The organism is Gordonia lacunae (assembly GCF_002149015.1).
Classification (GTDB): domain Bacteria; phylum Actinomycetota; class Actinomycetes; order Mycobacteriales; family Mycobacteriaceae; genus Gordonia; species Gordonia lacunae.
Genome location: NZ_NGFO01000035.1, coordinates 20,646 through 47,237 on the forward strand (window position 1 = coordinate 20,646; position 26,592 = coordinate 47,237).

24 protein-coding genes and 1 tRNA gene are annotated in these 26,592 nt (G+C 66.9%); 17 read left to right on the forward strand and 8 right to left on the reverse strand.

From position 1 onward, the window contains the following. Nucleotides 1-64 precede the first annotated feature (64 nt). The 11 genes from CA982_RS22485 to CA982_RS22535 all read left to right on the forward strand — a co-directional run bounded on the left by CA982_RS22485 (nt 65) and on the right by CA982_RS22535 (nt 9,974). A complete protein-coding gene (locus tag CA982_RS22485; RefSeq protein WP_086537399.1) occupies nt 65-1,288 on the forward strand; it encodes a thiolase family protein in 1,224 nt (407 codons plus the stop codon). Then, complete coding sequence (locus CA982_RS22490) at nt 1,285-2,022, forward strand: enoyl-CoA hydratase/isomerase family protein (RefSeq protein ID WP_425269100.1); 738 nt, start codon at nt 1,285-1,287, stop codon at nt 2,020-2,022. The genes CA982_RS22485 and CA982_RS22490 overlap by 4 nt, the downstream gene beginning before the upstream one ends. Then, nucleotides 2,019-2,882 (forward strand): 3-hydroxyacyl-CoA dehydrogenase family protein, encoded by an 864-nt coding sequence (locus CA982_RS22495; protein WP_086537400.1) that lies wholly within the window; start codon nt 2,019-2,021, stop codon nt 2,880-2,882. Before CA982_RS22490 ends, CA982_RS22495 begins: the two co-directional genes overlap by 4 nt. Further along, a complete protein-coding gene (locus CA982_RS22500; protein WP_086537401.1) occupies nt 2,879-3,658 on the forward strand; it encodes an enoyl-CoA hydratase-related protein in 780 nt (259 codons plus the stop codon). The genes CA982_RS22495 and CA982_RS22500 overlap by 4 nt, the downstream gene beginning before the upstream one ends. 77 nt (nt 3,659-3,735) lie before the next feature. Beyond that, nucleotides 3,736-4,695: a 1,2-phenylacetyl-CoA epoxidase subunit PaaA gene (paaA, locus tag CA982_RS22505; protein ID WP_086537402.1), complete on the forward strand. Its 960-nt coding sequence runs from the start codon at nt 3,736-3,738 to the stop codon at nt 4,693-4,695. A 5-nt stretch (nt 4,696-4,700) separates the two neighbouring features. After that, entirely contained in the window at nt 4,701-5,054 is a 354-nt protein-coding gene (paaB, locus tag CA982_RS22510; RefSeq protein ID WP_425269101.1) for a 1,2-phenylacetyl-CoA epoxidase subunit PaaB, read from the forward strand. A gap of 8 nt (nt 5,055-5,062) precedes the next feature. Beyond that, a complete protein-coding gene (gene paaC / locus CA982_RS22515; protein ID WP_086537422.1) occupies nt 5,063-5,980 on the forward strand; it encodes a 1,2-phenylacetyl-CoA epoxidase subunit PaaC in 918 nt (305 codons plus the stop codon). 2 nt (nt 5,981-5,982) lie between these two features. Then, nucleotides 5,983-6,495: a 1,2-phenylacetyl-CoA epoxidase subunit PaaD gene (gene paaD, locus CA982_RS22520; RefSeq protein ID WP_086537404.1), complete on the forward strand. Its 513-nt coding sequence runs from the start codon at nt 5,983-5,985 to the stop codon at nt 6,493-6,495. A 6-nt stretch (nt 6,496-6,501) separates the two neighbouring features. Then, the gene (gene paaE, locus CA982_RS22525; protein ID WP_086537405.1) at nt 6,502-7,620 is read left to right on the forward strand and encodes a 1,2-phenylacetyl-CoA epoxidase subunit PaaE; all 1,119 of its coding nucleotides are present in this window, start codon (nt 6,502-6,504) and stop codon (nt 7,618-7,620) included. 36 nt (nt 7,621-7,656) lie between these two features. After that, the gene (gene paaK / locus CA982_RS22530) at nt 7,657-8,973 is read left to right on the forward strand and encodes a phenylacetate--CoA ligase PaaK (protein WP_086537406.1); all 1,317 of its coding nucleotides are present in this window, start codon (nt 7,657-7,659) and stop codon (nt 8,971-8,973) included. A 32-nt stretch (nt 8,974-9,005) separates the two neighbouring features. Next, on the forward strand, nt 9,006-9,974 hold the full coding sequence (locus CA982_RS22535; RefSeq protein WP_244176439.1) for an AraC-like ligand-binding domain-containing protein: 969 nt from the start codon (nt 9,006-9,008) through the stop codon (nt 9,972-9,974). Nucleotides 9,975-10,040: 66 nt separating this feature from the next. Here the strand turns inward: CA982_RS22535 and CA982_RS22540 are convergent, their stop codons facing one another. Together CA982_RS22540 and styD are read right to left on the reverse strand one after the other, a co-directional pair. Then, nucleotides 10,041-11,153 carry an NDMA-dependent alcohol dehydrogenase gene (locus tag CA982_RS22540; protein ID WP_086537407.1) on the reverse strand — a complete coding sequence of 371 codons (1,113 nt, stop codon included), beginning with the start codon at nt 11,151-11,153 and terminating at the stop codon, nt 10,041-10,043. Between the two features lie 28 nt (nt 11,154-11,181). Further along, the gene (gene styD, locus CA982_RS22545) at nt 11,182-12,669 is read right to left on the reverse strand and encodes a phenylacetaldehyde dehydrogenase StyD (RefSeq protein ID WP_086537408.1); all 1,488 of its coding nucleotides are present in this window, start codon (nt 12,667-12,669) and stop codon (nt 11,182-11,184) included. A gap of 305 nt (nt 12,670-12,974) precedes the next feature. Here styD and CA982_RS22550 point away from each other — a divergent pair, with 305 nt between their 5' ends. Beyond that, nucleotides 12,975-14,207 carry a DUF3500 domain-containing protein gene (locus CA982_RS22550; RefSeq protein WP_086537409.1) on the forward strand — a complete coding sequence of 411 codons (1,233 nt, stop codon included), beginning with the start codon at nt 12,975-12,977 and terminating at the stop codon, nt 14,205-14,207. Nucleotides 14,208-14,574: 367 nt separating this feature from the next. Here CA982_RS22550 and CA982_RS22555 read toward each other — a convergent pair. Continuing rightward, a tRNA-Leu gene (locus tag CA982_RS22555) sits at nt 14,575-14,651 on the reverse strand. Between the two features lie 112 nt (nt 14,652-14,763). On the opposite strand from CA982_RS22555, the gene CA982_RS22560 reads away from it, so the two are divergent. Together CA982_RS22560 and CA982_RS22565 are read left to right on the forward strand one after the other, a co-directional pair. Continuing rightward, the gene (locus tag CA982_RS22560; protein ID WP_086537410.1) at nt 14,764-15,387 is read left to right on the forward strand and encodes an ANTAR domain-containing response regulator; all 624 of its coding nucleotides are present in this window, start codon (nt 14,764-14,766) and stop codon (nt 15,385-15,387) included. Between the two features lie 194 nt (nt 15,388-15,581). Beyond that, nucleotides 15,582-16,946 carry an ABC transporter substrate-binding protein gene (locus CA982_RS22565; protein WP_086537411.1) on the forward strand — a complete coding sequence of 455 codons (1,365 nt, stop codon included), beginning with the start codon at nt 15,582-15,584 and terminating at the stop codon, nt 16,944-16,946. Between the two features lie 124 nt (nt 16,947-17,070). Here the strand turns inward: CA982_RS22565 and CA982_RS22570 are convergent, their stop codons facing one another. From CA982_RS22570 to CA982_RS22585, 4 genes are read right to left on the reverse strand one after another with little or no spacing between them, the layout of a single operon-like run. Beyond that, nucleotides 17,071-17,883 (reverse strand): ABC transporter ATP-binding protein, encoded by an 813-nt coding sequence (locus CA982_RS22570; protein ID WP_086537412.1) that lies wholly within the window; start codon nt 17,881-17,883, stop codon nt 17,071-17,073. Next, on the reverse strand, nt 17,880-19,067 hold the full coding sequence (locus CA982_RS22575) for an ABC transporter ATP-binding protein (protein WP_086537413.1): 1,188 nt from the start codon (nt 19,065-19,067) through the stop codon (nt 17,880-17,882). Before CA982_RS22575 ends, CA982_RS22570 begins: the two co-directional genes overlap by 4 nt. Then, a complete protein-coding gene (locus CA982_RS22580; RefSeq protein ID WP_086537414.1) occupies nt 19,060-20,049 on the reverse strand; it encodes a branched-chain amino acid ABC transporter permease in 990 nt (329 codons plus the stop codon). The genes CA982_RS22575 and CA982_RS22580 overlap by 8 nt, the downstream gene beginning before the upstream one ends. A 3-nt stretch (nt 20,050-20,052) precedes the next feature. Beyond that, nucleotides 20,053-21,306 carry a branched-chain amino acid ABC transporter permease gene (locus CA982_RS22585; protein WP_086537424.1) on the reverse strand — a complete coding sequence of 418 codons (1,254 nt, stop codon included), beginning with the start codon at nt 21,304-21,306 and terminating at the stop codon, nt 20,053-20,055. Nucleotides 21,307-21,567: 261 nt separating this feature from the next. Here CA982_RS22585 and CA982_RS22590 point away from each other — a divergent pair, with 261 nt between their 5' ends. The 3 genes from CA982_RS22590 to CA982_RS22600 are packed head-to-tail and all read left to right on the forward strand — an operon-like array spanning nt 21,568 to nt 26,066. Beyond that, nucleotides 21,568-22,140 carry a GNAT family N-acetyltransferase gene (locus CA982_RS22590; RefSeq protein ID WP_086537425.1) on the forward strand — a complete coding sequence of 191 codons (573 nt, stop codon included), beginning with the start codon at nt 21,568-21,570 and terminating at the stop codon, nt 22,138-22,140. A 60-nt stretch (nt 22,141-22,200) separates the two neighbouring features. Then, a complete protein-coding gene (gene polA, locus CA982_RS22595; RefSeq protein WP_086537426.1) occupies nt 22,201-24,981 on the forward strand; it encodes a DNA polymerase I in 2,781 nt (926 codons plus the stop codon). Then, nucleotides 24,981-26,066 (forward strand): isocitrate/isopropylmalate dehydrogenase family protein, encoded by a 1,086-nt coding sequence (locus CA982_RS22600; protein ID WP_086537415.1) that lies wholly within the window; start codon nt 24,981-24,983, stop codon nt 26,064-26,066. The genes polA and CA982_RS22600 overlap by 1 nt, the downstream gene beginning before the upstream one ends. A 234-nt stretch (nt 26,067-26,300) precedes the next feature. Here the strand turns inward: CA982_RS22600 and CA982_RS22605 are convergent. Then, the coding region (locus CA982_RS22605) for an IS30 family transposase (RefSeq protein ID WP_144066094.1) at nt 26,301-26,592 on the reverse strand (292 nt) is incomplete at its 5' end.

Genomic DNA, 26,592 nt, shown 5'->3' on the forward strand with positions numbered 1-26,592 from the left:
CTGTGTCGAGGTGTCCGCACGCCACGCGACCGTGTGACGTGCCGGACGAGACGAGGAGTGAGCAGTGGCCGAGGTCTATCTGGTGGACGGTGCCCGGACCCCACAGGGCCGGTACGGCGGTGCACTGGCGGAGGTGCGCGCCGACGATCTGGCCGGCCTGGTGGTGGCCGAGGCGGTACGACGAGCCGGTGTACCCGCCGATCGGGTGGACGAGGTCGTACTCGGCGCCGCCAATCAGGCCGGCGACGACAATCGCAACGTGGCACGGATGGCTGTGCTGCTGGCCGGGCTGCCCGACACCGTTCCGGGCTACACCGTGAACCGGCTGTGCGCGAGCGGTCTCACCGCCCTTGCGAGTGTGGCGACCACCATCCGCGCGGGCGAGGCCGACATCGTCGTCGCCGGCGGCGTCGAGTCGATGACCCGCGCGCCGTGGGTCACCGCGAAGCCGTCGCGTGCGTGGGCGAAGCCCGGCGAAACCGCCGACACCGCGCTGGGATGGCGATTCACCAATCCGCGATTCGCCGAACACGATCGGACGGCCCCGGTGCCGGCGTCCCCGGAACACCGGCGGATCACGCTCGCCATGGGCGAGACCGCCGAGGAGGTGGCCGTGCTGGAGGGGATCAGCCGCGAGGAGAGCGACGCCTTCGCACTGCGCAGCCAGCAACGCGCCGCGGCGGCTCTAGATGCGGGGCGCTTCGACGGCGAGATCGTGCCCGTCCCGCGACGTCGCGGCGGTGACGTCGTGGTCGATGAGACCTCACGCCCGGATACCACGATGGACCGGCTCGCCGGCCTGCCCACCATCTTCCGCGACGGGGGAATCGTGACGGCCGGGAGCTCGTCCCCGCTGACCGACGGTGCCGCTGCGCTGGTCGTCGCGAGCGAGTCGGCCGTCCGTGAACACGGGTTGCGGGTCCGGGCCCGGATCGTGGGAAGCGCATCTGCCTGCATGGCGCCCAATGTGATGGGCCTCGGCCCGGTTCCGGCGACCCAGAAGGTCCTCGGGCGGGCTGGGTGGGGCATCGACGACCTGGACGCCGTCGAGCTCAACGAGGCGTTCGCCGCTCAATCGCTCGGCGTCATCCGGCAACTGAAGCTCGACGAGGACACCGTCAACAGCGACGGTGGCGCCATCGCACTCGGGCATCCGCTCGGGGCCTCGGGCGCGCGAATCGTGCTGACTCTCCTCGGCCGGATGGAGCGCGAGAATGCCCGACGTGGTCTCGCCACCTTGTGCGTCGGTGTGGGACAGGGTGTCTCGATGCTGATCGAGGCTGTATGAACACCGTCGAGATGAGCGCCACCGAGTTCGAGGAGCATGATGACCGGTTCGTCGTCGTGCTCAACCGCCCGGAGCAGCGAAACGCGATCAACGCGGCGATGATCCGCGAGCTGCACGACGTGTGCGCGCGGGTCGAGGCCGATCCCAAGCCGGTGATCCTGGTCGGTCGCGGCGACCATTTCGCCGGCGGTGCAGACATCGCCGAGCTGCGCGAACGACGTCGCGACGAAGCGCTGGCCGGGATCAACCGCACGCTGTTCGACCGCGTCGCGGCGCTGCCGCTGCCGACCGTCGCCGCGGTCAGCGGTTTCGCACTCGGTGGAGGTGCCGAACTGACCTACGCCTGTGACATCAGGATCGCGACACCGACCGCGGTGTTCGGCAATCCGGAGCCCGGCCTCGGCATTCTCGCGGCCGCGGGCGCCAGCTACCGGCTGCCCGACCTGGTCGGCCGGTCGGTGGCCAAGCAGGTCCTGCTGGCGGGCCGGACCCTGGACGCCGACACGGCGTTGGCCGCCGGCCTCGTCCTGGAGATCACCGAGGATCACCTCGCCGCGGCCCACCGTGTCGTCGACCGGATCGGCCGCCAATCGGCGCTGGCCCTGCGGCTGACGAAGACCATCGTCGACGCGCCCGGCAGTCAGCCGTGGGTCGACGACATCGCCCAGGCGGTGCTGTTCGAGACCGACGACAAACGCGAGCGTATGACCGCGTTCTTGGAGAGGAGACGATGATCGACACCCCCGCACACGTCGCAGTTGTCGGCGGCGGACGGATGGGCGCAGGGATAGCCCAGGTGTTCGCGACACTCGGTTCTACCGTCACGGTGGCCGAGGCTGCCGACCAGTCTGCCGCCCTCGGCCGTGTGGCCACCGGACTTCGGCGCGCCGACGAGCGCGGCAAGCTCGACGGTCAGTCGGTCGACGCCGTGCTCGCGCGGGTGACAACGGTCGCTGCCCCTGCCGATCTGCCCGCCGACCTCGCCCTCGTCGTCGAGGCGGTCCCCGAGATCCCCGCGCTGAAGGTGGAGGTTCTCGCCGAGATCGAGAAGGCGGTGGGCGATTCCACCGTCGTCGCCACCAACACCAGTTCCCTGTCGATCGCCGAACTCGGGGCGGCGCTGAATGATCCGTCCAGATTCATCGGCATGCACTTCTTCAACCCGGTGCCTGCCTCGGTGCTGGTGGAGATCGTCCGGACGCCGGCGACCTCCGACACCGTCGTCGACGGGGTGCGCGGATGGGTGGGCTCGCTCGGCAAGTCCGACATCCTGGTCAACGACTCGCCGGGGTTCGCCACCAGCCGACTCGGGGTGTGCCTCGGCCTGGAGGCGATCCGCATGCTGGAGGAGGGGGTCGCCGACGCCGACTCCATCGACCGTGCAATGGAACTGGGGTACCGCCACCCGATGGGACCGCTGCGCTCCACCGACCTCGTCGGTCTCGACATCCGGTTGGCGATCGCCGAGCATCTCGCCTCGACCCTCGGGCCTCGATTTGACCCACCACAACTGCTGCGGGACAAGGTTTCCCGCGGAGAGCTCGGTCGCAAGACCGGCCGGGGATTCTACGAATGGGAAGGTCTCACATCATGACTGTCACGCTTGACATCAGCGGCGGGCTGGCCACGATCACACTGGCCCGTCCGGCTGCACACAATGCACTGGACGCGGGCATGAAGACGGCGTTCCTCGACGCGGTCGGCAAGGCCGCGGCGTCGCCCGAGATTCGCGCGGTGCTGCTGACCGCCGAGGGCAAGAACTTCTGCGTCGGACAGGATCTCGGCGATCACGTCGCGGCCCTCGATGCCGACCCGGCCACCGCGATGGAGACCGTCGCCGAACACTACAATCCGCTCATCCGTGCGTTGGCCGCGCTGCGGGTGCCGGTGGTGGTCGCGATTCCCGGCGCCTGTGTGGGGGCGGGGTGGGGTATCGCGTTGGCCGGCGACATCCGGGTCGCGGGGGAGCGGACGTCCTTCGCGACGGCGTTCAGCGGGATCGGGCTGGCCAGTGACTCGGGTCTGAGTCACTCGCTGGTGCAGAATCTCGGTGCGAGTCGGGCCGGCGCCCTGCTCCTGCTCGGCGACAAGGTGACCGCCGCCCAGGCCCTCGAGTGGGGTCTGGTGCACCGGGTGGTCGCCGACGACGATGTGCGAGCCGCTGCGCTGGACATCGCGCAGCGTTTGGCGAGCGGGCCCACAGCCGCCTATGGCGAGGTGAAGTCGCTCGTCGGCGCCTCGGCAGCAGGCCTGGACGCTGCGCTCGACCGTGAACGTGATGCTCAGGTCGCACTCGGCCAGACTGCCGACCACAAAGCGGCGGTCGCCGCCTTCCTCGCGAAGGAGAAGCCGGTCTTCACCGGCCGCTGACGTCGGGCCGGTTGTGTTCCGGCTCACTCTCGCGCATACTATTACCAACCGAATAGTCGGTATTGAAAGTAGGACGAATGACCACGTCACAGCCCGCCGGGGTCAGCGAGGCCGACCTCGAGCATCTCTTCGACCGGACGATCGCCGACGATGCGCGGATTGAGCCGCGCGACTGGATGCCCGACGGTTACCGCAAGACCCTGATCCGTCAGGTCGCGCAGCACGCGCATTCCGAGATCATCGGTATGCAGCCGGAAGGCAACTGGCTGACCCGCGCGCCGTCGCTCCGGCGCAAGGCCATACTGATGGCCAAGGTGCAGGACGAGGCCGGCCACGGCCTGTACCTCTACTCGGCAGCAGAGACCCTGGGTGCCGACCGCGCTGACCTGACCGTGAAGTTGATCGAGGGCAAGCAGAAGTACTCGTCGATCTTCAACTACCCGACATTGACCTACGCAGATGTGGGGACCATCGGGTGGCTCGTCGACGGGGCGGCGATCTGCAACCAGGTTCCGTTGTGCCGCAGCTCCTTCGGTCCGTATGCGCGAGCGATGATCCGTGTGTGCAAGGAGGAGTCGTTCCACCAGCGCCAGGGTTACGAACTGCTCGCGACCATGATGCGCGGCACCGACGAGCAGCGCGCCATGGTCCAGGAGTCGGTGAACCGCTGGTGGTGGCCCGCGCTCATGATGTTCGGCCCCCCCGACGACAAGTCGCCGAACACCGAGCAGTCCATGCAGTGGAAGATCAAGCGACACACCAACGACGAACTTCGCCAGCGGTTCGTGGACATGAGCATGCCGCAGGCCAAGGCGCTCGGTGTCACCTTCCCCGACCCGGACCTCGCCTGGAACGAGGAACGCGGCTCCTATGACTTCGGGGAACCGGACTGGAACGAGTTCACCGAGGTGATCACGGGCAACGGTGCCGCCAATGCCGAACGCATCGCGAACCGTCGTGCCGCACACGAGGACGGCGTATGGGTGCGTGAGGCCGCCATGGCCTTCGCGGCCCGGAACGAGGAGACCAACCGATGACCGACATGACCGCAGAAGGTGGACACGGCGCGGTGCCGACCACCGGCATCCCCGTCGAACCCGAACGCGCGCAGGTTCGCGCGGACTGGCCGCTGTACGAGGTCTTCCTCCGGGGCAAGCGCGGACTCAACCACGTCCACGTCGGATCGCTGCACGCGGCGGACGATGAGATGGCATTGCGACACGCTCGCGACGTGTACACGCGACGCAACGAGGGCGTGAGCATCTGGGTCATCGCGTCCGCCGCGATCGTCGCGTCCAGTCCCGCCGAGAAGGATCCGTTCTTCGCGCCCAGCGGCGACAAGGTCTACCGGCACCCCACGTTCTACGACATCCCCGACGACGTTCCCCACATGTGAGGCCGATGATGACCGATCACGACAATGCCTATGAGGGCTTGGTAGACGAGGATTCGCACGGGCAGTGGGCATTCGGCACCAGTTTCGACGACCCGCTGGCCGGCGTCGACACCACCGTGCCCGATGACGTCGACCTCGCCGCGCTCGCCGCGTACTGCCTGATGCTGGGCGACGATGCCCTCGTGAGTTCGCAGCGCCTGGCCCAATGGAGCACCCGCGCACCGGAACTCGAGGAAGAGGTGGCACTCGCCAACGTCGGCCTCGACCTTCTCGGGCAGGCCCGGCTCCTGCTCGCCCGTGCCGCTGCGGCCGACAGCTCGGTGGTTCCGTGGATCTCGGAGACGTCTCCTGTCCCAGCCGAAGACGCCCTGGCGTTCTTCCGCGTCGAGGCGGACTTCCGCAACGTGCGGTTGGTCGAGTTCGAGAACGGCGATTTCGCGGCGTCCATGGTCCGGCTTCTCGTCTTCGCCACGTTCCGACTGGCTGTCTTCACCCGATTGCGCGACTCCCGGGACCCGGTACTCGCCGCCGTCGCCGCCAAGGGCGTCAAGGAGCTCACCTATCACCGCGACTACGCCGCACGCTGGGTGGTCACGCTGGGGTGCGGGACCGCGGAGTCCCGTCGACGTGTGACCACTGCGCTGACGCGGGTGTGGCCGTATGTCGATGAACTGTTCCGGCCCACTACCGAGGAGATCGAACTGGCCCATGTGTCGGTGGGTGTCGACCCGCGGACCGTGCGCGAGGAGTTCGACTCCGTAGTGGACCAGGTGTTCCACGCCGCCGAACTCGAGGTGCCGCGGGTCGGCTCGGTCGGGACCGTCGGCGGCCGTGGCGGCCGGCACGGACTGCACACCGAATCGATGGGACTGCTGCTCGCCGAGATGCAGAGCGTGGCCCGCGCTCATCCGGAGGGGGTGTGGTGACCATGGCGACGCCGACCCGAAGCAACGCCGCCCGCGAACTCGTCGCGTCGGTGACCGACCCGGAGATGCCGATGCTCACGCTCGCCGATCTCGGCGTACTGCGTGACATCCAGGTCGACGACCGCGGCGGAGTGACCGTGACCATCACACCCACCTACTCGGGATGCCCGGCCATCGCGACGATGCGCGACGACATCGAGCACACGCTGACACGACATGGGTACGACTCGGTAGAGGTGCGGACGCAGCTGGACCCGGCGTGGTCCACCGACTGGATCACCGACGAGGGACTCCGCAAACTGGCCGAAAGCGGATACTCGACCCCCGGACCGGCATCGCCCGCCGTGCCCGGTCCCGTTCCGCTGACGCTCATCCCCCGCCCGAGGTCGTTGACCTGCCCCCGCTGTGGTTCGGGCGCAACACAGTTGGTTTCGGAGTTCGGCGCGACGCTCTGCAAGGCGCACTACCGCTGCCTGAGCTGCTCGGAGCCGTTCGACCATGTGAAGGAGATCTGAACAGCGATGACCACAGCCCAGTCCGACACTCGTCCCACCGTCGATCCGCAGGCGGCGGTGTCCCTGCGCAACCGTCCCTTCCACACCCTCCGGGTCGCCGATGTCGAGGCTCTCTGCGACGATGCGGTCGCCGTCCGGTTCGACGTGCCCGACGACCTCGCCGAGAGCTTCACCTTTCGACCGGGGCAGTCACTCATGCTGCGTCGCAACGTCGATGGCGTCGAGCATCGCCGTTCGTACTCGATCTGCGCTCCGGCGGGCGCAGCGCCCCGCGTCGGGGTCCGGGAGGTCGCCGACGGCCTCTTCTCGACCTGGCTGGTCCACGACGTGCGCCCCGGCGACCAGATCGACGTACAGACCCCGGCCGGTACTTTCGCCGCGGACCCCGATGCCGGGGGGAGGCACGTGCTCATCGCCGCGGGATCCGGGATCACTCCGATGCTCTCCATCGCGGCCTCGGTACTGGCCCACCCGGACACCGAAGTCGTTCTGCTGTATGGCAACAAGCGGACCCGGTCGGTGATGTTCGCCGAGGAGATCGCCGACCTCAAGGACCGATACGGCGCGCGGTTCGACGTGATCCACGTGTTGTCGCGGGAGCCGCGAGAGGTGCAGCTGTTCTCCGGGCGACTCGATGCCGACCGATTGCGCGACATCTTCGCCGCGGTGGTCCCGGTTCCCGACATCGACCACTTCTGGCTGTGCGGTCCTTTCGGAATGGTCACCGACGCACAGACCGTGCTCGCCGAACGCGGCGTCCCGGCCGAGCGGATTCACCACGAGCTGTTCTATGTCGATGACGGCCCGCCGCCGGACAAGAAGCAGCGCGAGCCCGGCATCGAGGGCCCGAGCAGCGAGGTCACCATCGTGCTCGACGGTCGATCGGTCACCGGCACTCTGCCGCAGGACGAGTCGATCCTCGATGCGGCCGAACAACTGCGGTCCGACCTGCCGTTCGCATGTAAGGGCGGGGTGTGCGGAACCTGCCGAGCCAAGATCACCAGCGGAGACGCGGACATGCGGCGCAACTATGCGCTCGAAGAGTCCGAGGTGGCCGACGGTTTCGTCCTCACCTGCCAGACCTTCCCCCTCGGTGACGCCGTCACCGTGGACTTCGACGCCTGACGGCACACCACCAGCCCACGATCACCGGAGTACGACATGACCAGCACCCTGCCCCGCCCGGCCGCCGACGGAGCCGAGAAGAATCTCGAATACGCCTCGCGCGACGAGATAGCCGCCACCCAGCTCTCGCGGCTGCAGTGGTCACTGCGTCACGCCTACGAGAACGTGCCGCATTACCGGAAAGCCTTCGATGAGCGTGGCGTGCACCCGGAGGACCTGCAGTCCCTGGGCGACATCAAACTCTTTCCGTTCACCGCGAAAGCCGATCTGCGCGAGAACTACCCGTTCGGGATGCTCGCCGTGCCGCAGGACCAGGTCTCGCGTGTCCACGCGTCGTCGGGCACCACGGGCCGGCCGACTGTGGTCGGGTACACCGCGAACGATGTCAGCAACTGGGCCGATCTCGTCGCGCGGAGCCTGAGCGCCGCCGGCGTCCGTCGCGGTGACAAGGTGCACGTGGCCTACGGTTATGGGTTGTTCACCGGTGGTCTGGGTGCACACTACGGCGCGGAACGCCTGGGCGCCACGGTGATCCCGATGTCGGGCGGGATGACCGAGCGGCAGATTCAGCTGATCCAGGACTTCCGCCCCGACGCGATCATGGTCACCCCGTCGTACATGCTCACCATCGTCGACGCGATGCTGACAGCCGGGATCGACCCGGCGCAGACCTCGTTGCGCACCGGCGTGTTCGGGGCCGAACCCTGGACCGAGCAAATGCGCACCGAACTCGAGGTCCAACTCGGAATGGACGCGGTCGACATCTACGGCCTGTCGGAGGTGATGGGCCCCGGCGTGGCAATGGAATGTGTGGAGGCCAAGGACGGCCTGCACATCTGGGAGGACCATTTCTACCCGGAGGTCATCGATCCGATGACCGGTGAGGTGCTGCCCGACGGGGAAGAGGGCGAGTTGGTCTTCACCTCGCTGACGAAAGAAGCGATGCCGATCGTCCGCTACCGGACTCGCGATCTGACCCGCCTGCTGCCCGGCACCGCGCGCTCGATGCGGCGCATGCAGAAGATCACCGGCCGTACCGACGACATGATCATCCTGCGAGGGGTCAACCTGTTCCCGACCCAGATCGAGGAACTGATCCTCTCGGTGCCGGCCCTTGCGCCACAGTTCCAGTGCGTTCTCGAACGGCCCGGCCGTATGGACCAGATGACGGTCAAGGTGGAGTACCGTCACGACGTACCGGCCGAACATCGGGGCGCCGCGGCCGTCCAACTGCAGAAGTTGATCAAGAACCGTATCGGGGTCACCGTCACGGTCGACGCCGTGGAGCCGGCTGCACTGTTCCGCTCGGTCGGCAAGGCCAAGCGGCTGGTCGACAACCGTCCGAAGGACTGAGCGCCCGAAGGTCTGATCTCCGAGGAGCCGAGATGCCCGAGCCGGAACCCATGTCCAGCGGACCGTCGAGCGTGAGTAGTGTCGGCTTCGACGCCTGGCGCGAGGCCATTTCGAGTGCATTCGTCCCGCTCATCGCCTCGCCGGAGAGTCCGGTGGCGTCCTTTCGCGGCGCTCTCGACTCGACCACGCTCGGTGACGTCCAGCTCTCGGAGGTCATCGGCGACCGGTCTCGCGTGCGGCGCTCCCCGGCGATGATCCGCAGCGCTGACCCCGGTGTCGTCAAGGTCGGTCTGCAGCTGAGCGGGCACAGCACCGTGCATCAGGACGGACGCTGTGCCGTGCTGACACCGGGCGACCTCGCGGTGTACGACACGAGCGTCGAGTACGACCTGGACCTCGCCGACTCCTTCGACATGCTCGTCGCCGTGGTGCCACGGGCCGCTCTGCGCGTCGCCGACCGCGAACTCACGGATGCGACCGCTCGCACCATCGGGACCGCCGCTGGTGTCGGATCGTTGTTACGGCCCCTCATGCTGTCCTTGCGTGCCGGTGCAGCAGGGGCGGGCAGCGGTGTCGCCGCCTCACTCGTCGAGGATGCCGTCGCCGACCTGGTGAGTGCGCTCATCCGATCCTCGGCACCGATCCAGGCGCTGGGTGCGGGGGAGACCATCCTGCTCAGCGCGCGCACCTTCATCGAGGCCAATCTCGACGACCCGGGACTGTCGCCGGCCGTGGTGGCCGCTCACCATCACGTCAGCGTCCGGTACCTGCAGAAACTCTTCGCCTACGACGGATTGTCGGTGGCGACGTTCATCCGGCAGCGGCGGCTCGACCGATGTCGGCGTGACCTCGCCGACCCCGCGCAGCGCCATCGCAGCATCGGCGCCGTGTCAGCATCGCACGGGCTCGTCGACGCCTCGCATTTCTCACGTCTGTTCCGGCAGACCTATGGCTTGTCGCCGCGGCAGTTCCGGGAGGTCAACGGTCTCGCCGACGTGTGAGTGCCCGACCGAGACGGCTCCCGGTGTGCCCGCTGGGCGGGCACACCGGGAGCGTCGTCGACGACTTCAGTAACGGATCAGGCCGCGCACGTTCTCGGCACGGCGCATGGCCGCGTACCCGTCGTTGACCTGATCAAGGGTGTACTCGGTGGTGATCATCTCGTCGAGCTTGAGATGACCCTCCATGTACAGCCTCAGCAGGTGGGGGATGTCGAAACGGATGTTGGCGTTGCCGAACCACGCTCCCGTGAGAGTCTTGCGCATGGCGGTCAGATCGAAAAGGCTCAGGCTGACATCGGTCTGAGCGAGGTCCCCGACCGAGACCTGGACGCACACACCGCCTTTGGCTACCAGGCTCATCGCGGGGGCGATGAGTGCACCGTCGGCGACGTCGACGGTGATGAGCACCTTGTCGGCAAGCTGGCCCCAAGTGATCTCCTGTAGAAGCTCCAGCGCCTCGTCGATGGTGGCCACCGCGTGCGTGGCGCCGAAGACCTTGGCCTGGTTGCGCTTGAATTGTGACGGGTCCACCAGCACGACGTGCCGTGCGCCGGCGAGCGTAGCGCCCTGCACGGCGCCGCAACCGACGCCACCCATGCCGAGTACGACGACGGTTTCGCCGGCTGACACGTTGGCCGCGTACACCGCCGAGCCCCAACCCGTGGTGACGCCGCAGCCGACGAGAGCGGCCTTGTCGAGGGGAATGTCCTTGGTGAGCTTGACGCACGACGCCTCGTTGACGACAGTCACGGGCGCGAAGGTGCCCAGCAGGCACATCAGGCCGGCGTCTTTGCCGTTCACGTGATGCCGCGCCGTGCCGTCCGAGAGCTGAACACCGGCCAGCAGATGCGCGCCGAGATCGCAGATGCTCGACTTGCCGGTCGCGCAGGACGGACAACGGCCGCACGCCGGGATGAACCCCAGGGCGACGTGATCGCCGACCTCGACGGTGGTCACTCCCGGCCCGACGTCGGTGACGACCCCCGCCCCCTCGTGTCCGCCGATATAGGGATACATGCCCACCGGCACGCTCCCGTCACGTACGTGCTCGTCGGAGTGGCACATCCCCGACGCGGCGAGCTCGATCTTGACCTCACCGTACTTCGGTGCATCGAGCTCGAGTTCCTCGATCTGCCAGTCCTGTCCGGGCTCCCAGAGCACCGCAGCCTGAGTCTTCATATCTAGTCCTCTCGTGTTCCTGCCATCGTCAGAGGACGACGGTGATGACCTTTTCTTCGGTGTTGGCGTCGATCCCGGCCTGGCCGAGCTCGCGTCCGATACCGCTTGCCTTCATGCCGCCCCATGGCAGCGCCGGGTCGATGGCCGCCCAGCCGTTGACCCACACCGCTCCGGCACGGACCTTGCCCGCGAGAGTGTGTGCGTAGGAGATGTCCCGAGTCCAGATGCTCGCTGCGAGACCGTATTCGGTGTCGTTGGCGATGGCGAGGGCTTCGTCGATGTCGTCGAACGGGATGACGGTGCCGACCGGGCCGAAGATCTCCTCGCGGGCGATGGTCATGTCATTGCTGGCATCGGCGAAGATGGTGGGCCGCACGAAGAATCCGTCACCGTCGATCGGTTCGCCACCCGCGACCACTCGTGCACCTTCGCGCTTGCCGGCTTCGATGTAGCTCATGACGGAGTCGCGTTGCCTGGCACTGACGAGCGCACCCATTGTCGTCGACTCTGCGAGCGGGTCGCCGAGCACCTGTGCGTTCGCCGCGGCGGCGAGGCCTTCGACCACCTGGTCGTACAGCGAGCGATGAACCAGCACACGGGTTCCCGCAGCGCAGACTTCACCCTGGTTGAAGAACAGCCCCATGGCGGTGCCGTTGATGGCGGCGTCGACGTCGGCGTCGGCGAGGATGATCTGGGGCGATTTGCCGCCGAGTTCGAGGGTGACGCGGGTGAAGTTCTCCGCGGCGGTCCGTCCGATGATGCGGCCGACTAGTGGGCTGCCGGTGAAACTGATCTTGTCGACACCCGGGTGTTTGGTCAGTGCGTCGCCGGCGACCTGCCCGAGTCCGGGCACGATGTTGACGACGCCGTCGGGTACTCCGGCCTCGGACAACAGTCGTCCCAGGTGCAGGATCGAGAGCGGGGCGTCCTCCGGTGGTTTGACCACCAGCGTGTTGCCGGCCGCCAGCGCCGGGGCCAGCTTCCACGCGGCGATCATCAGGGGGGTGTTCCACGGGACGATCGCACCGATGACGCCGACCGGTTCGCGCACCGTGTAGGACAGTGTCGGCTGTCCGAAATATCCGGCGGTGGGGATGGTCTGCCCGGTGATCTTGTCGGCCCAGCCCGCAAAGTGCCGGAATGTCGCTGCCGCATTGGGGATGTCGAGCATGCTGGGCTGTCCGACCGGTTTGCCGATGTCGAGGGCCTCCAGCCGGGCGAGGGTGTCGCTGTCGCGTTCGATGAGTTCGGCGACTCGGTTGAGGACCTGGCCACGGATGGTGCCGGGGGTGGCCCCCCAGTCGCCGTCGAGTTGCGCCCGGGCCGCCCGAACGGCGTCATCGACATCGGCCGCAGTCGCGGCGGCGACCCTGGCCAGCAGTTGCCCGGTCGCCGGGTGCAGGTCATCGAACGTTTCCCCGTCTTGGGCGGGGCGCCACTGCCCGTCGATGAGGAGTTCGGTGGCCGTGCTTTCGGGAAGAGTGGTGTGCCCCGGGGAATCCTGCAAAGTGGTCATCTCAAACCTTTCGTTCGATGCGGTGATGTCGATCGCCGAGTAGCACCGACGAGGGGTGTTGGCCGGAAGCCACGTTTCCCGGAGTGTGTTTCCGGTCGTGATGGCTTTTCGACGTGCTGTGGACCACTTTTGTGCATCGCGTTCGGAGTGTCTTGCACATTTGCGAACGGCAACTAGTCAAGGTGCGAACCAGGTCTGGCATCAACCCGGCACGACGATGAGCGTCCCTTAGGGCCGCACCGTTCCCAGCAATCGTCCAGGTTTCTCCCAGGGAGGGAGCAGTCCGCGTCTATGCCTTTCGTCGTATGAACTCGCGAACTTCCGCCCGCCCACTTTCTCCGCGACGTGTGCGTGTGGCATTTGCGTCGGCGCTCCTTGCCGGAGGCCTTCTCCTCGGTGCATGCGCCACCGACGCACCGAGCACGTCGTCAGCATCGACCTCGACCTCAACTGTGTCGTCGTCGATTGCCGCCGACGACGCGACCACCGCCGCGACGATCTCGACGTCCGCGGCGGCGGCCCAGGCATTCCTGGACACGCTGTCCGACGAGCAGCGTGAGCAAACCACCTACGACTATGACGACGAGACCAAGACGACGTCATGGTCGAACTTCCCGGTCACCTTTGTCGACCGCGCAGGGGTGAACCTCGCAGACTTGTCCGACGAGCAACGGGCCGCTGCGATGAAGGTTCTCGAAGCGCTGCTCAGCGACGAGGGTTATGCAACCGTCACCGGGATCATGGGCGGTGATGAGTATCTCCACGAGAAGAGCACGTCGACGGAGGAGTCGCTCGGCCAGTACTACATCGCCTTCTTCGGCGATCCGTCGAATTCGGGAGCATGGGAGATCCAGTTCGGTGGGCACCATCTCGGCATCAACGCCACACTCGACGGTTCGACCGACGAAATAACCTTCGCTCCCACGCATCTCGGGATTCAACCCGCGGTCTACACAGACTCCGACGGCAACGAGGTCCAACCGTTCAACGGCATCTACACCACTGCATTCGCGTTCTACGACAGCTTGACCGATGAACAGCGGGCGGTCCTGTACCAGGGCTCGGCCGTCGCGGACATGGTGTGCGCTCCCGGAAGTATCTGCGACTACCCGACAGGCGCCGGTATCTCGGGCGCCGACCTGACCGGAGAGCAGAAGAACCTGTTGCTCGACGTGATCGCGAACTGGGTGGGCCTGGCCGATGAGGAGACCACCTCCCGGGCATTGTCCGAGATCGAGGCGACCCTCGACACGACCTACATCAACTGGTCGGGTGCCACCGCCTGCGACATGACGAAGGGCGACGGGATCTACTTCCAGATCTCCGGTCCCGACGTCTACATCGAGTTCGCCGCGCAAAAGGGCTCTGCTGGTGCCGATGTCGACGGTGTCACGACAGCAGGTTGGGGCCACGTCCACACGATCTATCGAGACCCGTCCAACGACTACGCGGACAGTGTCACCCAGCAAGCTGCCACCGGCATGGGCGCAGGCGTGCCCGGCGGCGAACCCGGTGGACAGCCCCCTGCCCGCAGCTAGCCCCGGCCATGTTCATGGCGGCGCAACCATCCCCGGGCGTGTAGCCGAGCGTCGCGTTCCACAGCCGGCCTGTACCGGGCGGTCGTGTTGGAGGTCTTACAAGGTCATCAGCCGCGTCCTGAAGGGGAACAGCTCGCAGCCGCGTTTCCACCCGTTGAGTTCTGCGACTGCGATGAACGGTTCGATAGGCCGCGCCGGCCTCGACCACTGAAGCATCAACGCGGACAGCGCGGCGACTCTCGTGTCTGCAGCTCCACGCAATGCACTAGAACCAGGTGGGAACACCCCGATCTCATGCAACTGCCATGCACTGATGTCTGCATGGCAATTGTGAGGACCGATGATGGGCCCACGAACAGCCGCTATCTGGTGCCCCCGGTCAGACTCGAACTGACACTGGACGGGTTTTGAATCCGTTGCCTCTGCCAATTGGGCTACGGGGGCCAGTGCGTGGGTTGCCCCGCGCCGGGAACCAACTCTAGATGATCGGCCGAGCGGCCTGGCAACCGGTACTCTGCGTGCACACAGACGTGGCGTGAGCGACGTGGAGGAGGGGATGGTGACGGTGACCGACAGTACGACGACAGCGGCCGGTGAGACCACGACTACGCATCGGGTTCTGGTGGCCGAGGACGATTCCTTGATCCGGATGGATCTGATCGAGATGCTCCGCGAAGAGGGGTACGACGTCGTCGGAGAAGCGCCGAACGGGCAGGTCGCCGTGGAACTGACCGAGTCGCTGTCGCCCGACCTCGTCATCATGGACATCAAGATGCCGGTGCGGGACGGTATCGACGCCGCGACCGAGATCGCCGAGAAGCGCCTCGCGCCCGTCGTGATGCTGACCGCGTTCAGTCAACGGGACTTCATCGACAAGGCGCGCGACGCGGGTGCGATGGCGTACCTGGTGAAACCGTTCACGAAGGCCGATCTGGTTCCCGCGATCGAGGTGGCGGTGAGCCGCTATCAGGAGCTCAAACAGCTCGAGCGCGAGGTCGCGACCATGAACGAGCGGTTGGAGACCCGCAAACTCGTGGAGCGGGCGAAGGGACTCCTGATGGACAAGCAGGCCCTCTCCGAGCCCGAGGCGTTCAAATGGATCCAGCGTGCGGCCATGGACCGCAGGACCACGATGAAAGCCGTTGCGCAGGTTGTCGTGGAGACCCTCGGCAGCGACTGATCCCGGGCGCCCCGGCGGCGCAATGTTTCTGTGCGCAAGTCAGTTTCACTGTCTTTACGCAGCCGCAACAAGATCGCGCTAGCTTTTCTCCAGCGAGGCGCGGATCGTCGTACTCCGATGTGCCGTCCCCGTGACAAACGCCGAACGCACAGGCCGAACGCCGAACGCGCAGGCCAGACGCAAGGAGAGCATCGATGTCCTTACGCTTTTTGAGGAGCGGGGCAGTGGTCCTGACCGCGGCGGCAGCGCTCGTGGTCACCGGCTGCAGCAGCTCTGATTCGGGTTCCGACGGAGGGTCCGAGGCGTCGTCGAGCGCCGCCGTGGAGTCCACACCTGCACCTCCGGGCCTCGGCCTCGCGCAGAAGCTGGCGTGCAATCCGCCGAAGGCCACCCCCGGCCCGGCCAGCACGGCCGCACTGAAGATCGGCACCCTGCTCCCGGCGACCGGGTCGCTGGCCTTCCTCGGCCCGCCCATGGAGGCGGGCGTGAACCTCGCGGTCAAGGACATCAACGCCGCCGGCGGGGTCCTGGACCAGCCGGTCGAGCTCGTCACCGGTGACTCCGGCGACACCACGACCGACACGGCCAATGCCACCGTCGACCGCGAACTCAGCTCCGGCACCCAGGTCATCATCGGCGCCGCGTCGTCCTCGGTGTCGCTGAAGGTCATCGACAAGGTGGCCAACGCGGGCGCGGTCATGTTCTCGCCGGCGAACACCTCCGACGAGTTCACCTGCTACCAGGACAAGGGCCAGTACTTCCGCACCGCACCGGCGGATGTCCTCCAGGCGCAGGCACTCTCGCAGACGATGGCCGAGGACGGCGTGCAGCGTGTCTCGATCCTCGCGCTCAACGACCCGTACGGAACAGGGCTGGCCGACAACACCGTTCGCGATCTCGAGGCAGCCGGCGTCCCGGCCGATCAGATCCAGAAGATCATCTACGACCCGAACGCCCAGTCGTTCAACGCCGAGATCGACCAGGTGAAGAACTTCGACCCGGACGGCATCGCGATCATCGGGTTCGAGGAGAGCGCCAAGATCATCACGCGTATGCACGAGGTCGGCATCGGCCCCAGTGACGGCAAACTGGTCTACGGCGTCGACGGCAACATGGGCAACGCACTGGGTGAGGCGGTCGGCCCAGGTCTACTCGCGGGTATGAAGGGCACGACGCCGCTCACCCAGACCAGCGGTGAGTTCCAGGCGGCTCTGAAGGAGCTGGACGGCGACCTCATCGACTTCAACTACTCGGGTGAGAGTTACGACGCCGCCGTGTTGAGCGCACTGGCTGCCACGGCCGCCAAGTCGACCGACGGTCGGACGATCGCGGCCAACATCATCGGCGTGACCAACGGCGACGAGAACTGCGATTCGTACCAGGCCTGCCTGGAATTGCTGAACGGAGGCAAGACGATCGCCTACGTCGGCAAGACCGGCAACCTGGCGTTCAATGCCGCCGGTGAACCCAGCGTGGGTTCGTACGGCATCCTCGAATTCGACGACAGCAACGCACTGCTCACCCCGACGCGCAAGTACGTCTCGGTGGCGGCGCAGTAGATCCACCCACGACAAGACGACCCCCGGCTTCGGCCGGGGGTCGTGTTGTCGCTGAGAAGTTTCCGACCACACATGCCGTTGTCGCACCGTGCGGGCGCGAGCGGTCACGGCACCGGTGAACGGCTCACTTCTTCTCGGAACTGCCTGCGAGCGTGCCGAGGTACAGCTCGATGATCTTGGGGTCGTTGGCGAGGTTGCGGCCGGTGTCGGTGTAGGCATTGCGGCCCTGATCGAGCACGTAACCACGGTCGCAGATCTGCAGGCAGCGACGGGCGTTCTGTTCGACCATGATGATCGAGACGCCGGTGGCGTTGATCGCCTTGCAGCGGATGAACACCTCGTCCTGGAACATCGGGGACAGACCCGCCGACGGCTCGTCGAGCAGCAGTACCGCGGGGTCCATCATCAGGGCGCGTCCCATGGCCACCATCTGTCGCTCACCACCGGAGAGTGCGCCGGCCTTCACCTTTCGCCGTTCGGAGAGCAGCGGGAAGAGCTCCGAGACGAACTCGAACCTCGTGGCGAAGGTCTTGGGGCGCAGATAGACGCCCATCTCCAGATTCTCTTCGATGGTCAACGCGGGGAAGACGTTCTGCGTCTGCGGTACATAACCGACCCCCTTGTCGACGAGGACGTGCGCCTTCGCCGAGGTGATGTCGTCGCCGCGGAGCGTGACCGAACCCTCGCGCACGGGGATCAGTCCGAACAGCGTCTTCAGGAGGGTCGACTTGCCGGCCCCGTTGGGGCCGATGATCCCGACGATCTCGCCGTCACCGAGGTAGAAGTTGCAGTCCTCGAGGATGTTGATGCCGGGGAGGTAGCCCGCGGTGATGTCGTCGGCTCGCAGCAGTGCGTTTCCGGCCAGTCTGCGATGTTCCTCGGCGGTGGCGGCGAGCTGCGCCGGTGTCAGCTCGCCGGATTCGGGCTCGGTGCTCATCGTCCGCTCTCCTTGGTCTCCGGCGCCGACGGCGGCAACTCGGTGACCTCCGAGAGGTCACCGCCTTCCTCGAGCGTCGCCTCGATCGCCGCCTCGACCTTCTCCGCGAGTACCGCGGTGGCGCCGACCGGGCGCCCCTGGTCGTCGAACTCGAGTGCCTGATCGTGATGGCCGCCGAGGTACGCGTCGACGACGGCCTCGTTGTCGCCCAACCGATCCGGGAGTGACTCGGCGATGACCTGGCCCTGGGCCATCACGACCACCCAGTCGCTGATGTCGCGGATGACGTCCATGTCGTGTTCGACGAAGACGACCGTGACCCCTTCGTCGCGCAGCGATTTGATGTGCTCGAGCAGGCTCTGGGTCAGTGCCGGGTTGACGCCGGCCATCGGCTCGTCGAGCATCACGATCTCGGGGTCGGTCATCAGCGCGCGAGCCATCTCCAACAACTTGCGCTGCCCGCCAGACAGCGATCCGGCGAAGTCGCCGGCCTTGGCGTCGAGCTTGAAGCGCCGGAGCAGTTCGTGTGCGCGGTCGGTGATCTCGGCTTCCTGCTTTCGCCACACCCAGGGCGCGAGGGCGGCGAGGAAGTGCTCGCCCCGCTGCCCGGCGGCCCCGAGCCGGACGTTGTCGAGCACGGTGAGTTTCGCGAGCGCCTTGGTGAGCTGGAAGGTGCGCACCATGCCGCGACGGGCCACCTGGTGGGGAACCATCCGGCCCAGGGGGTCCCCGTTCAGCGACCACGTGCCCGAGTCGGGTTTGTCGAACCCGGTGATCAGGTTGAAGAAGGTGGTCTTGCCCGCGCCGTTGGGTCCGATGAGGCCGGTGATGGCGCCACGCTGCACCTCGAGATGATCGACCTGTACGGCCTTGATGCCGCCGAAGGTCCGGGAGATGTTGTCCACCACGATGATCGGATCGGGCTTGGGTGATCCGGGTTCGGCGGTGACCCCGGCGAACAACCGGGACCGATCCGACGCGGAGAGCGCGGTGAGGTCCCGGCGGGTCGCCCGGACGGTCATTGTGTCGCTCGAGGGCCCGGCGGTGACCTCGACGGACGCGGTGACCTCGACGGACGCGGCGGCCTCGCCACGCTCGGACGACGCTGCTCGGCCAGCAGAGGGGGCCGGGTCGCCGTCGGGGGCGGAATGCCGGCCCGGACGCGGTGTGGAGTCGTCAGGCATCGAGCTGCACCTCCCTCTTGTTTCCGAGCAGTCCTTGCGGTCTGAACACCATCATCAGGATGATCGCCAGACCGAGCAGTACGTAGCGGAATGCGCCGACCTGCTGCGCCGACAGGTGCAGCAGGGGATCGTCGCCGGATGTGGCCTGCCGCAGCAGCGCGTCGGGAACGGCGAGCAGGAACCAGAACAGCATGGCGCCGAGAACTGGGCCGAACACCGTCGCCGCGCCGCCGAGGATCAGGGCGCCGTACGCGAAGAACGTCTGTGCGGTCGAGTAGAAGTCGGGGTTGATCGACTGGGTGGCAAAGGCATTGAACACACCGGCCAGCCCGCCGATGCAGCCGCCGAGCACGAGGGCCTGCATCTTGTAGAAGTAGGCGTTCTTGCCCAGCGAGCGCGCGGCGTCCTCGTCTTCGCGGACCGCCTTGAGCACCCGGCCCCACGGACTGCGGACGAGCAGGTAGACCATCACGCACAGGAGGCCGACGACGATCCAGCCGACCACCATCGACCACAGGTCGCCGCCGAGGAACTTCACCCCGAAGAACGAGTACTGCTTGCCGTTGTCGAACGGGCTGATGGAGAAGAAGCTGCCCGCGTATGCGTAGATGCCGTTGGTGGAATGGGTGAAGTCGTCGGTCGAGGTCGACCGGAAGACCAGTCGGAGGATCTCTGACGCCGCGATGGTGACGATCGCCAGGTAGTCCGCCCGCAGGCGCAGTGTCGGAAGGCCCAGCACCACCGCGAGCATCCCGGCCGCGGCGATGCCGATGATCGCGCCGAGCCACAGCGGCTGGTCGTAGTTCACGGCCATGATGCCGACGCCGTACCCACCGAGCAGAGCGAAGGCGATCTGGCCGAAGTTGAGCAGTCCGGCGTAGCCGAAGTGGAGATTCAGGCCGATGGCCAGCAGGGCGTAGAAGATCGCCGACGGGCCGATCAGCTGCGCGATCGCGATCTGGAGCGCTGAGATGATGTCCATGGGTCAGCCGATCCTCGCTCGAGATCCGAGAATGCCCTGGGGCCGGATGGTCAGGATGATGATCAGGATCAGCAGGCCGCCGATGTACTTCAGGTCGGGACTGAGGATGTAGGTCGACAACTGGACCAGCAGGCCGACGATGAGACAACCGAGCAGTGCGCCGTAGGCCGTGCCGAGTCCGCCGAGGGTGATGCCCGCGAACATCAGCAGCAGGAGTTTGAAACCCATCTCCCACTGCACCCGGCCGCCGAGTTCGGACAGCGCGAACATCACACCGCCGAGCGTCGCCAGGCCGCCGGCGAGTGCCCACACGAACAGGATGACGCGGTCGACGTCGATACCCGACGACTCGGCGAGGTCCTTGTTGTCGGCGACCGCACGCATCGCCTTGCCGATCCTGGTGCGCTGCAACAGCAGCGCGACCCCGAGCAGGACCACGATGCTGATGACGATGCAGGCGAGGTTCACCGGTGTGATCGCGAACGGACCCGACCCGATCTGGGTCTGCGCCTGATAGTCGTCGAACGGTTCGGCCCGGTCGGAGAAGAAGATCAGGATCAGGTAGCGGAGCACCAGCGACAGGCCGATCGACACGACGAGCATGGCGATCAGCCCGGTTCGTCGCCGTCGCAACGGTCTCCACAGACCGAGTTCGTTGAGGATCCCGATGCCGACCCCGACGATCACCGCCAGGATCGTCGCCGGGATGAGCTGCACGCCGAGCTTGACGTTGATGACCCACGCGATCACCGCGCCGAGGGTGACCAGCTCGCCATGGGCGAAGTTGGTCAGTCCGGTCGTGCCGAAGATGAGGCTGAGACCCACACCGGTGATGGCGATGATCAGCCCGAACCGGATCCCGTCGATGGTCAGCCGCGTCAGCTCGGCGACCGGGGACACCTCGGTGCCGGTCCGGACATCGCCGAAGGAGAAGATGACCGGTCGCGCCGTACCCCCGCTGACGTCGACGGGCAGCTGCGACTTCTGGACCTCGACGCCGTCGGGGAGTGAGTCGGTGTCGATCACGATCGTGTACTGACCGGGCGGGACGTTGATGGACCACGCGCCCGTGGGCGACGACGTCGCCGTGCCGACAACGGTCCCCGACGCGTCTTTCGCCTCGAGCTCGACACCCTCGACCTTCTCCGCACCGTTGCGCAACACCCCGAAGACGCGAACCGAGTCCTCCGGTGCGGCTACGGCGGGGGAGGCACCGAACAGCCCGCACAGGATCGACGCGGCGAGTAGCAGCAGCATCGCGATCGCCGGGCGTCGCATCGACGGAGGGGGCGCGGGGGGATGGCTCTCGAGATCGGAACCCTCGTCGAGAGCGCATCGTGGCGGCGTCTGCGGAGAGGTGCCGGCGCGTTGCGATGTCATCCTGCGGGACATTAGCGCCAGCGTCGTCACCACGTGGCGACAACGACGTTTCCCGGAGGTAACTTCTCGCGCCGCCCGACCACACCGAGAAGTCGCGATGTGCTGTCGGAGACCCGATCCGGGTCGTACGCTGGTCCGATGGTCCCGGTCAGCGTGTCGCCAACCACCGACGTCGAACTCGCCGCAGCGCTCCTGGCGCAGGCCTTCGCCGACGACCCGGTGACGGTGTGGATGCAACCGGACACCTCGCGACACCTCATCATGTTCCGCACGCTGCTCAAGTACAGCCACGGCCCGAACGCGACCCTCGATCTCGCGACGCGCGACGGGCAACCTGTCGGTGCGGCCGCATGGGATCCCCCGGGACACAAGGTGTCGGCCGCGGCGCAGGTCGTGTCGATGGTCGGGTTCTTCCGGGCGATGGGGTCGCGGATGAGTCGCGGGATGAAGCTCGAGGAAGAGTTCGGCAAGCGACGGCCCAAAGAGCCGCACTGGTACCTGGGCCAGATCGGTGCGCCGGTCCATGGGGTCGGGGTGGGCACCTCGCTCCTGGGTCATCGGCTCGAGCAGATCGACGGTCCCGTGTATCTCGAGTGCTCGAACGTCCGCAACGTGCCGCTCTACGAGCGTTTCGGATTCACGGTGACCGAGGAGTTCGAGCTCCCGCTCGACGGTCCCAAGGTGTGGGCCATGTACCGGCCCCTCAGGTGAGCGGCCGACTGTGAGGAGTCGCCCCAGGCGTGTCGGATGCGGTCACTAGACTCGGCGACTGTGAGTCCAGCGCAGAGTTCCCCGGCAACGACCCCCGCCACGGCACCCGGATCGACGGGTGCACCGACACCCCGCGCCAAGGGCAAGACCAAGCAGCCGGTGTTGATGCTGCTCGACGGGCACTCCCTCGCCTACCGGGCGTTCTTCGCGCTACCCGCGGAGAACTTCAAGACGCATTCCGGCCAGACGACCAACGCCGTCTACGGCTTCACCTCGATGCTGATCAACCTGCTGCGCGACGAGGAGCCCACGCATATCGCCGCCGCCTTCGACGTCTCACGGAAGACCTTCCGGTCGGAGATGTATCCCGAGTACAAGGCGCAGCGATCGAAGTCGCCCGACGAGTTCAACGGCCAGGTCGATCTCACCAAGGAGGTCCTGGATGCGCTGGGTGTCTCGGTGCTGGCCATCGAGGGCTACGAGGCCGACGACATCATCGCGACCCTGGCGACCCGGGCGCGTGAGGACGGATACAAGGTCCTGATCGTCACCGGGGACCGCGACTCACTGCAACTCGTCGATTCCTCGACGACCGTGCTCTACCCGCGCAAGGGAGTCTCCGACCTCACGCGCTTCACGCCCGAGGAGGTCGAGAAGAAGTACGGTCTCACCCCCACCCAGTACCCCGACTACGCGGCGTTGCGCGGCGACCCCAGCGACAACCTGCCCGGGATTCCCGGAGTCGGCGAGAAGACCGCCTCCAAGTGGATCCGCGAATACGGATCGCTCGCCGCGCTCGTCGACCATGTCGACGAGGTCAAGGGCAAGGTGGGCGACGCGTTGCGCGCGCATCTGGCGTCGGTGCAGACCAATCGGCAGCTCACCGAGCTCGTCCGGGACATGCAGCTGCCGGCGTCTCCCGACGACCTGGCGATGGTGGGGTGGGACCGCGACCGCATCCATCAGCTCTTCGACGACCTGGAGTTCCGGGTCCTCCGGGATCGGCTCTTCTCGACGCTGAGTTCCGTTGAGCCCGAGGCGGAAGCGGGTTTCGACCTCGACGGTGCGGTCCTGGGCGCCGGCGAGGTCGCCGGTTGGCTCACCGACCACGCCCGCACCGGACGCGTCGGTCTCGCCGTGACCGCGCCGCACGTCGTCGTCGGGTCCGACCCGACGGGCGTGGCGATCGCGGCGGCCGACGGATCGTCGGCCTATGTCGACGTCACCGCGCTGAGCCCGGAAGACGAGGCGGCACTGGGAGAGTGGTTTGCCGACCCATCGGCACTCAAGGCGGTCCACGAGGCGAAGTGGGCCGTGCACGCACTCCGCTCGCGCGGGTGGAAGCTCGACGGTGTCACCAGTGACACCTCGCTCGCGGCCTACCTCGTCCGGCCCGGACAGCGCACCTTCAACCTCGACGACCTCGCCCTGCGATACCTGCGTCGCGAACTGCGCGCCGACGGCGGCCCGGGCGACGGCCAGATGTCCCTGCTCGACGACGATTCCGACGGCCGCGTCGCCGAACAGCACATGCTCGAGGCACGTGCGGTCCAGGAGCTCGCCGACACGCTGGACACGGAACTGGACCGGATCGACTCCAAGCCCCTGCTGACCGAGATGGAGTTGCCGCTGTCGTTCGTGCTGGCCGACGCCGAGGCGGCGGGTATCGCGGTCGACGTCGATCACTTCGGCGCCCTCGAGCGGATGTTCGCCGACCGGATCCGCGCCGCGGCGGAAGCGGCGTACGAGGTCATCGGGGAGCAGATCAACCTCGGCTCACCCAAGCAGTTGCAGACCGTCCTCTTCGACAAGCTGGACATGCCGAAGACGAAGAAGACCAAGACCGGTTACACCACCGACGCCGACGCACTGCAGTCTCTCTACGAGAAGACCGAACACCCTTTCCTCGCACACCTTCTCGAGCATCGCGATGCGACACGGTTGAAGGTCACCGTCGACGGCTTGCTGAAGTCGGTCGCCGACGACGGGCGAATCCACACGACGTTCAATCAGACGATCGCCGCGACCGGGCGACTCTCGTCCACCGAGCCGAATCTGCAGAACATCCCGGTGCGCACGGAGGCGGGTCGCGAGATCCGGCGCGGCTTCGTCGTCGGCGCCGACACCGCTACCGGTGTTCCCTACGACTGCCTCATGACTGCCGACTACAGCCAGATCGAGATGCGGATCATGGCCCATCTGTCGGAGGATGCGGGCCTGATCGAGGCGTTCAACACCGGTGAGGATCTCCACAACTTCGTCGGGTCGCGCGCCTTCGGGGTGCCGATCGACGAGGTCACCACCGAGATGCGGCACCGCGTGAAGGCCATGTCGTACGGACTCGCCTACGGCCTCAGTGCCTTCGGGCTCGCGGCCCAGCTCAAGATCAGTCGCGATGAGGCCAAGGAGCAGATGGAGGCGTATTTCGCTCGGTTCGGCGGAGTGCGCGACTACCTGCACGACGTCGTCGCCGAGGCCCGCCGCAACGAGTACACCGCGACCCTGTTCGGCAGGCGTCGCTACCTGCCCGACCTGAACAGCGACAACTGGCAGCGTCGACAGTCCGCGGAGCGCATGGCGCTCAACGCGCCCATCCAGGGCACCGCTGCGGACATCATCAAGGTCGCGATGATCAACGTCCACAAGCGTCTCGCCGCCGAAGGTCTCACATCGCGAACCCTTCTCCAGGTCCACGACGAACTCGTGATCGAGGTCGCCGCCGGCGAGCGGGACGCCGTCGAAGCGGTTGTGCGCGAAGAGATGGGCAACGCCATCACCCTGTCGGTCCCGCTGGAGGTCTCGGTCGGCTTCGGTCGGTCGTGGGACGACGCAGCGCACTGATGGGTGTGTCCGAGAGAAGATTCGGCGTCCTCACCGGCGACGGGATCGGACCGGAGATCGTGCCCGCGGCCGTCGCGATCGCGGACGCGGCCGCCGCCGCGGAGTTGATCCAGATCGACTGGCAGGAACTGCCTTTCGGGTTATCGGCCATCGCCTCCCACGGCGACCCGGTGCCCGCGCAGACGTTGTCGGCTCTCGACGGGCTCGGATTCTGGATCGTCGGACCCCACGACTCGGCCGCCTACCCGCCGGGTCACGGCGATCGGACGCCGGGAGCGACGCTCCGGACACGCTACGAGCTGTTCGCGAATCTCCGTCCGGCCCGGGCCTTCACAGGAGTCCCGGCGCTCCGGCCGGACATCGACGTACTGATCGTGCGGGAGAACACCGAGGGCTTCTACGCCGATCGCAACATGGCGGCCGGCAGTGGAGAATTCATGCCGACGCCCGACGTTGCGCTCGCGGTCGGGCTCGTCACACGCGCTGCGTCGGAGCGAATCGCGCGGGTCGCGTGCGCCGCGGCGATCGAACGGGCGGGTTCCGGCCGCCGGCCACAATTGACGATCGTGCACAAGGCGAACGTGCTGCGCATGACGACCGGCCTGTTCCGGGACGCGTGCCGGGACGTCGCCGCCGAGTTCCCCGAGATCGAGGTGTCCGAGCAACACGTCGATGCCATGGCGGCCCTGCTGGTTCGGCGTCCCGCCGACTTCGACGTCCTCGTCACCGAGAACCTCTTCGGCGACGTACTCTCCGACCTCGCCGGAGAGCTCGCCGGTTCGCTGGGCATCGCCGGTTCGGTCAACAGCTCGGAATCACGGGTGATGGCGCAGGCGACCCACGGTGCGGCGCCCGACATCGCCGGGCGCGGTATCGCGAACCCCGTCGCGATGATCGCCTCGGTGGCAATGGGATTCCGGCGCCACGGTCAGATGACCGACGACGCGGCACTCGTCGCGGCCGGCGCCCGGATCGACGCCGCGGTCGCCGACACGCTCGCGCACACCGCAACTCGTGATCTCGGCGGTGACGCCACCACCGCGGAATTCGCGGCCGCCGTGGTCCGGCGCGTCGCGGAACACTGACGGCGCTTCTGATCCGAGAGAACCACAGACCCGCCGGCCCCTCTGCTCACCGACCCGAAGTATCCAGCCACCCTCAGGGAGCCGAGAACTCGGCCACTCGCACTCGCGCGCGGTGCTCTCATGGGCCACGACGTCCGCCACGCCGCAGACACTGAGGAGCGCCCGGACCCTGCGGAAGCGCCACCTATCCGCTCCCTGAGGAGCGCCCGGACCCTGCGGAAGCGCCAGGCGGATTCAACCGGTCGCTGCAACAGCGGGATCGGTTGGTCCTGATCGTAGTAGTTCGTCGAGTTTGTAGGCGGGGCTGCGCCAACCGTGTCGTTTGCGGGGCCGGCCATTGAGTTCGGCGGCCACGTTGGCCAGGATCCCCGGCCCGTGAAACGACAGGTCGGTTCCCTTGGGGAAGTACTGGCGCAGCAGGCCGTTGGTGTTCTCGTTGCTGCCTCGCTGCCAGGGGCTGTGCGGGTCGGCAAAGTAGATCGGCAGCCCGGTCGCCTCGGTGATCGCGGTGTGCAACGCCATCTCC

Excerpts from the sequence above, each read along its gene's own strand:
- CA982_RS22500 (WP_086537401.1), top strand. The coding sequence starts at position 2,879 with ATGACTGTCACGCTTGACATCAGCGGCGGGCTGGCCACGATCACACTG.
- paaD (WP_086537404.1), top strand. The coding sequence starts at position 5,983 with ATGGCGACGCCGACCCGAAGCAACGCCGCCCGCGAACTCGTCGCGTCG.
- CA982_RS22575 (WP_086537413.1), bottom strand. The coding sequence starts at position 19,067 with ATGCCTGACGACTCCACACCGCGTCCGGGCCGGCATTCCGCCCCCGAC.
- CA982_RS22495 (WP_086537400.1), top strand. The coding sequence starts at position 2,019 with ATGATCGACACCCCCGCACACGTCGCAGTTGTCGGCGGCGGACGGATG.
- CA982_RS22565 (WP_086537411.1), top strand. The coding sequence starts at position 15,582 with ATGTCCTTACGCTTTTTGAGGAGCGGGGCAGTGGTCCTGACCGCGGCG.
- CA982_RS22590 (WP_086537425.1), top strand. The coding sequence starts at position 21,568 with ATGGTCCCGGTCAGCGTGTCGCCAACCACCGACGTCGAACTCGCCGCA.
- CA982_RS22580 (WP_086537414.1), bottom strand. The coding sequence starts at position 20,049 with ATGGACATCATCTCAGCGCTCCAGATCGCGATCGCGCAGCTGATCGGC.
- CA982_RS22600 (WP_086537415.1), top strand. The coding sequence starts at position 24,981 with ATGGGTGTGTCCGAGAGAAGATTCGGCGTCCTCACCGGCGACGGGATC.
- CA982_RS22585 (WP_086537424.1), bottom strand. The coding sequence starts at position 21,306 with ATGCTGCTGCTACTCGCCGCGTCGATCCTGTGCGGGCTGTTCGGTGCC.
- CA982_RS22560 (WP_086537410.1), top strand. The coding sequence starts at position 14,764 with ATGGTGACGGTGACCGACAGTACGACGACAGCGGCCGGTGAGACCACG.
- paaE (WP_086537405.1), top strand. The coding sequence starts at position 6,502 with ATGACCACAGCCCAGTCCGACACTCGTCCCACCGTCGATCCGCAGGCG.
- CA982_RS22540 (WP_086537407.1), bottom strand. The coding sequence starts at position 11,153 with ATGAAGACTCAGGCTGCGGTGCTCTGGGAGCCCGGACAGGACTGGCAG.
- CA982_RS22570 (WP_086537412.1), bottom strand. The coding sequence starts at position 17,883 with ATGAGCACCGAGCCCGAATCCGGCGAGCTGACACCGGCGCAGCTCGCC.
- styD (WP_086537408.1), bottom strand. The coding sequence starts at position 12,669 with ATGACCACTTTGCAGGATTCCCCGGGGCACACCACTCTTCCCGAAAGC.
- paaC (WP_086537422.1), top strand. The coding sequence starts at position 5,063 with ATGACCGATCACGACAATGCCTATGAGGGCTTGGTAGACGAGGATTCG.
- CA982_RS22550 (WP_086537409.1), top strand. The coding sequence starts at position 12,975 with ATGAACTCGCGAACTTCCGCCCGCCCACTTTCTCCGCGACGTGTGCGT.
- paaK (WP_086537406.1), top strand. The coding sequence starts at position 7,657 with ATGACCAGCACCCTGCCCCGCCCGGCCGCCGACGGAGCCGAGAAGAAT.
- CA982_RS22490 (WP_425269100.1), top strand. The coding sequence starts at position 1,285 with ATGAACACCGTCGAGATGAGCGCCACCGAGTTCGAGGAGCATGATGAC.
- paaA (WP_086537402.1), top strand. The coding sequence starts at position 3,736 with ATGACCACGTCACAGCCCGCCGGGGTCAGCGAGGCCGACCTCGAGCAT.
- CA982_RS22535 (WP_244176439.1), top strand. The coding sequence starts at position 9,006 with ATGCCCGAGCCGGAACCCATGTCCAGCGGACCGTCGAGCGTGAGTAGT.
- paaB (WP_425269101.1), top strand. The coding sequence starts at position 4,701 with ATGACCGCAGAAGGTGGACACGGCGCGGTGCCGACCACCGGCATCCCC.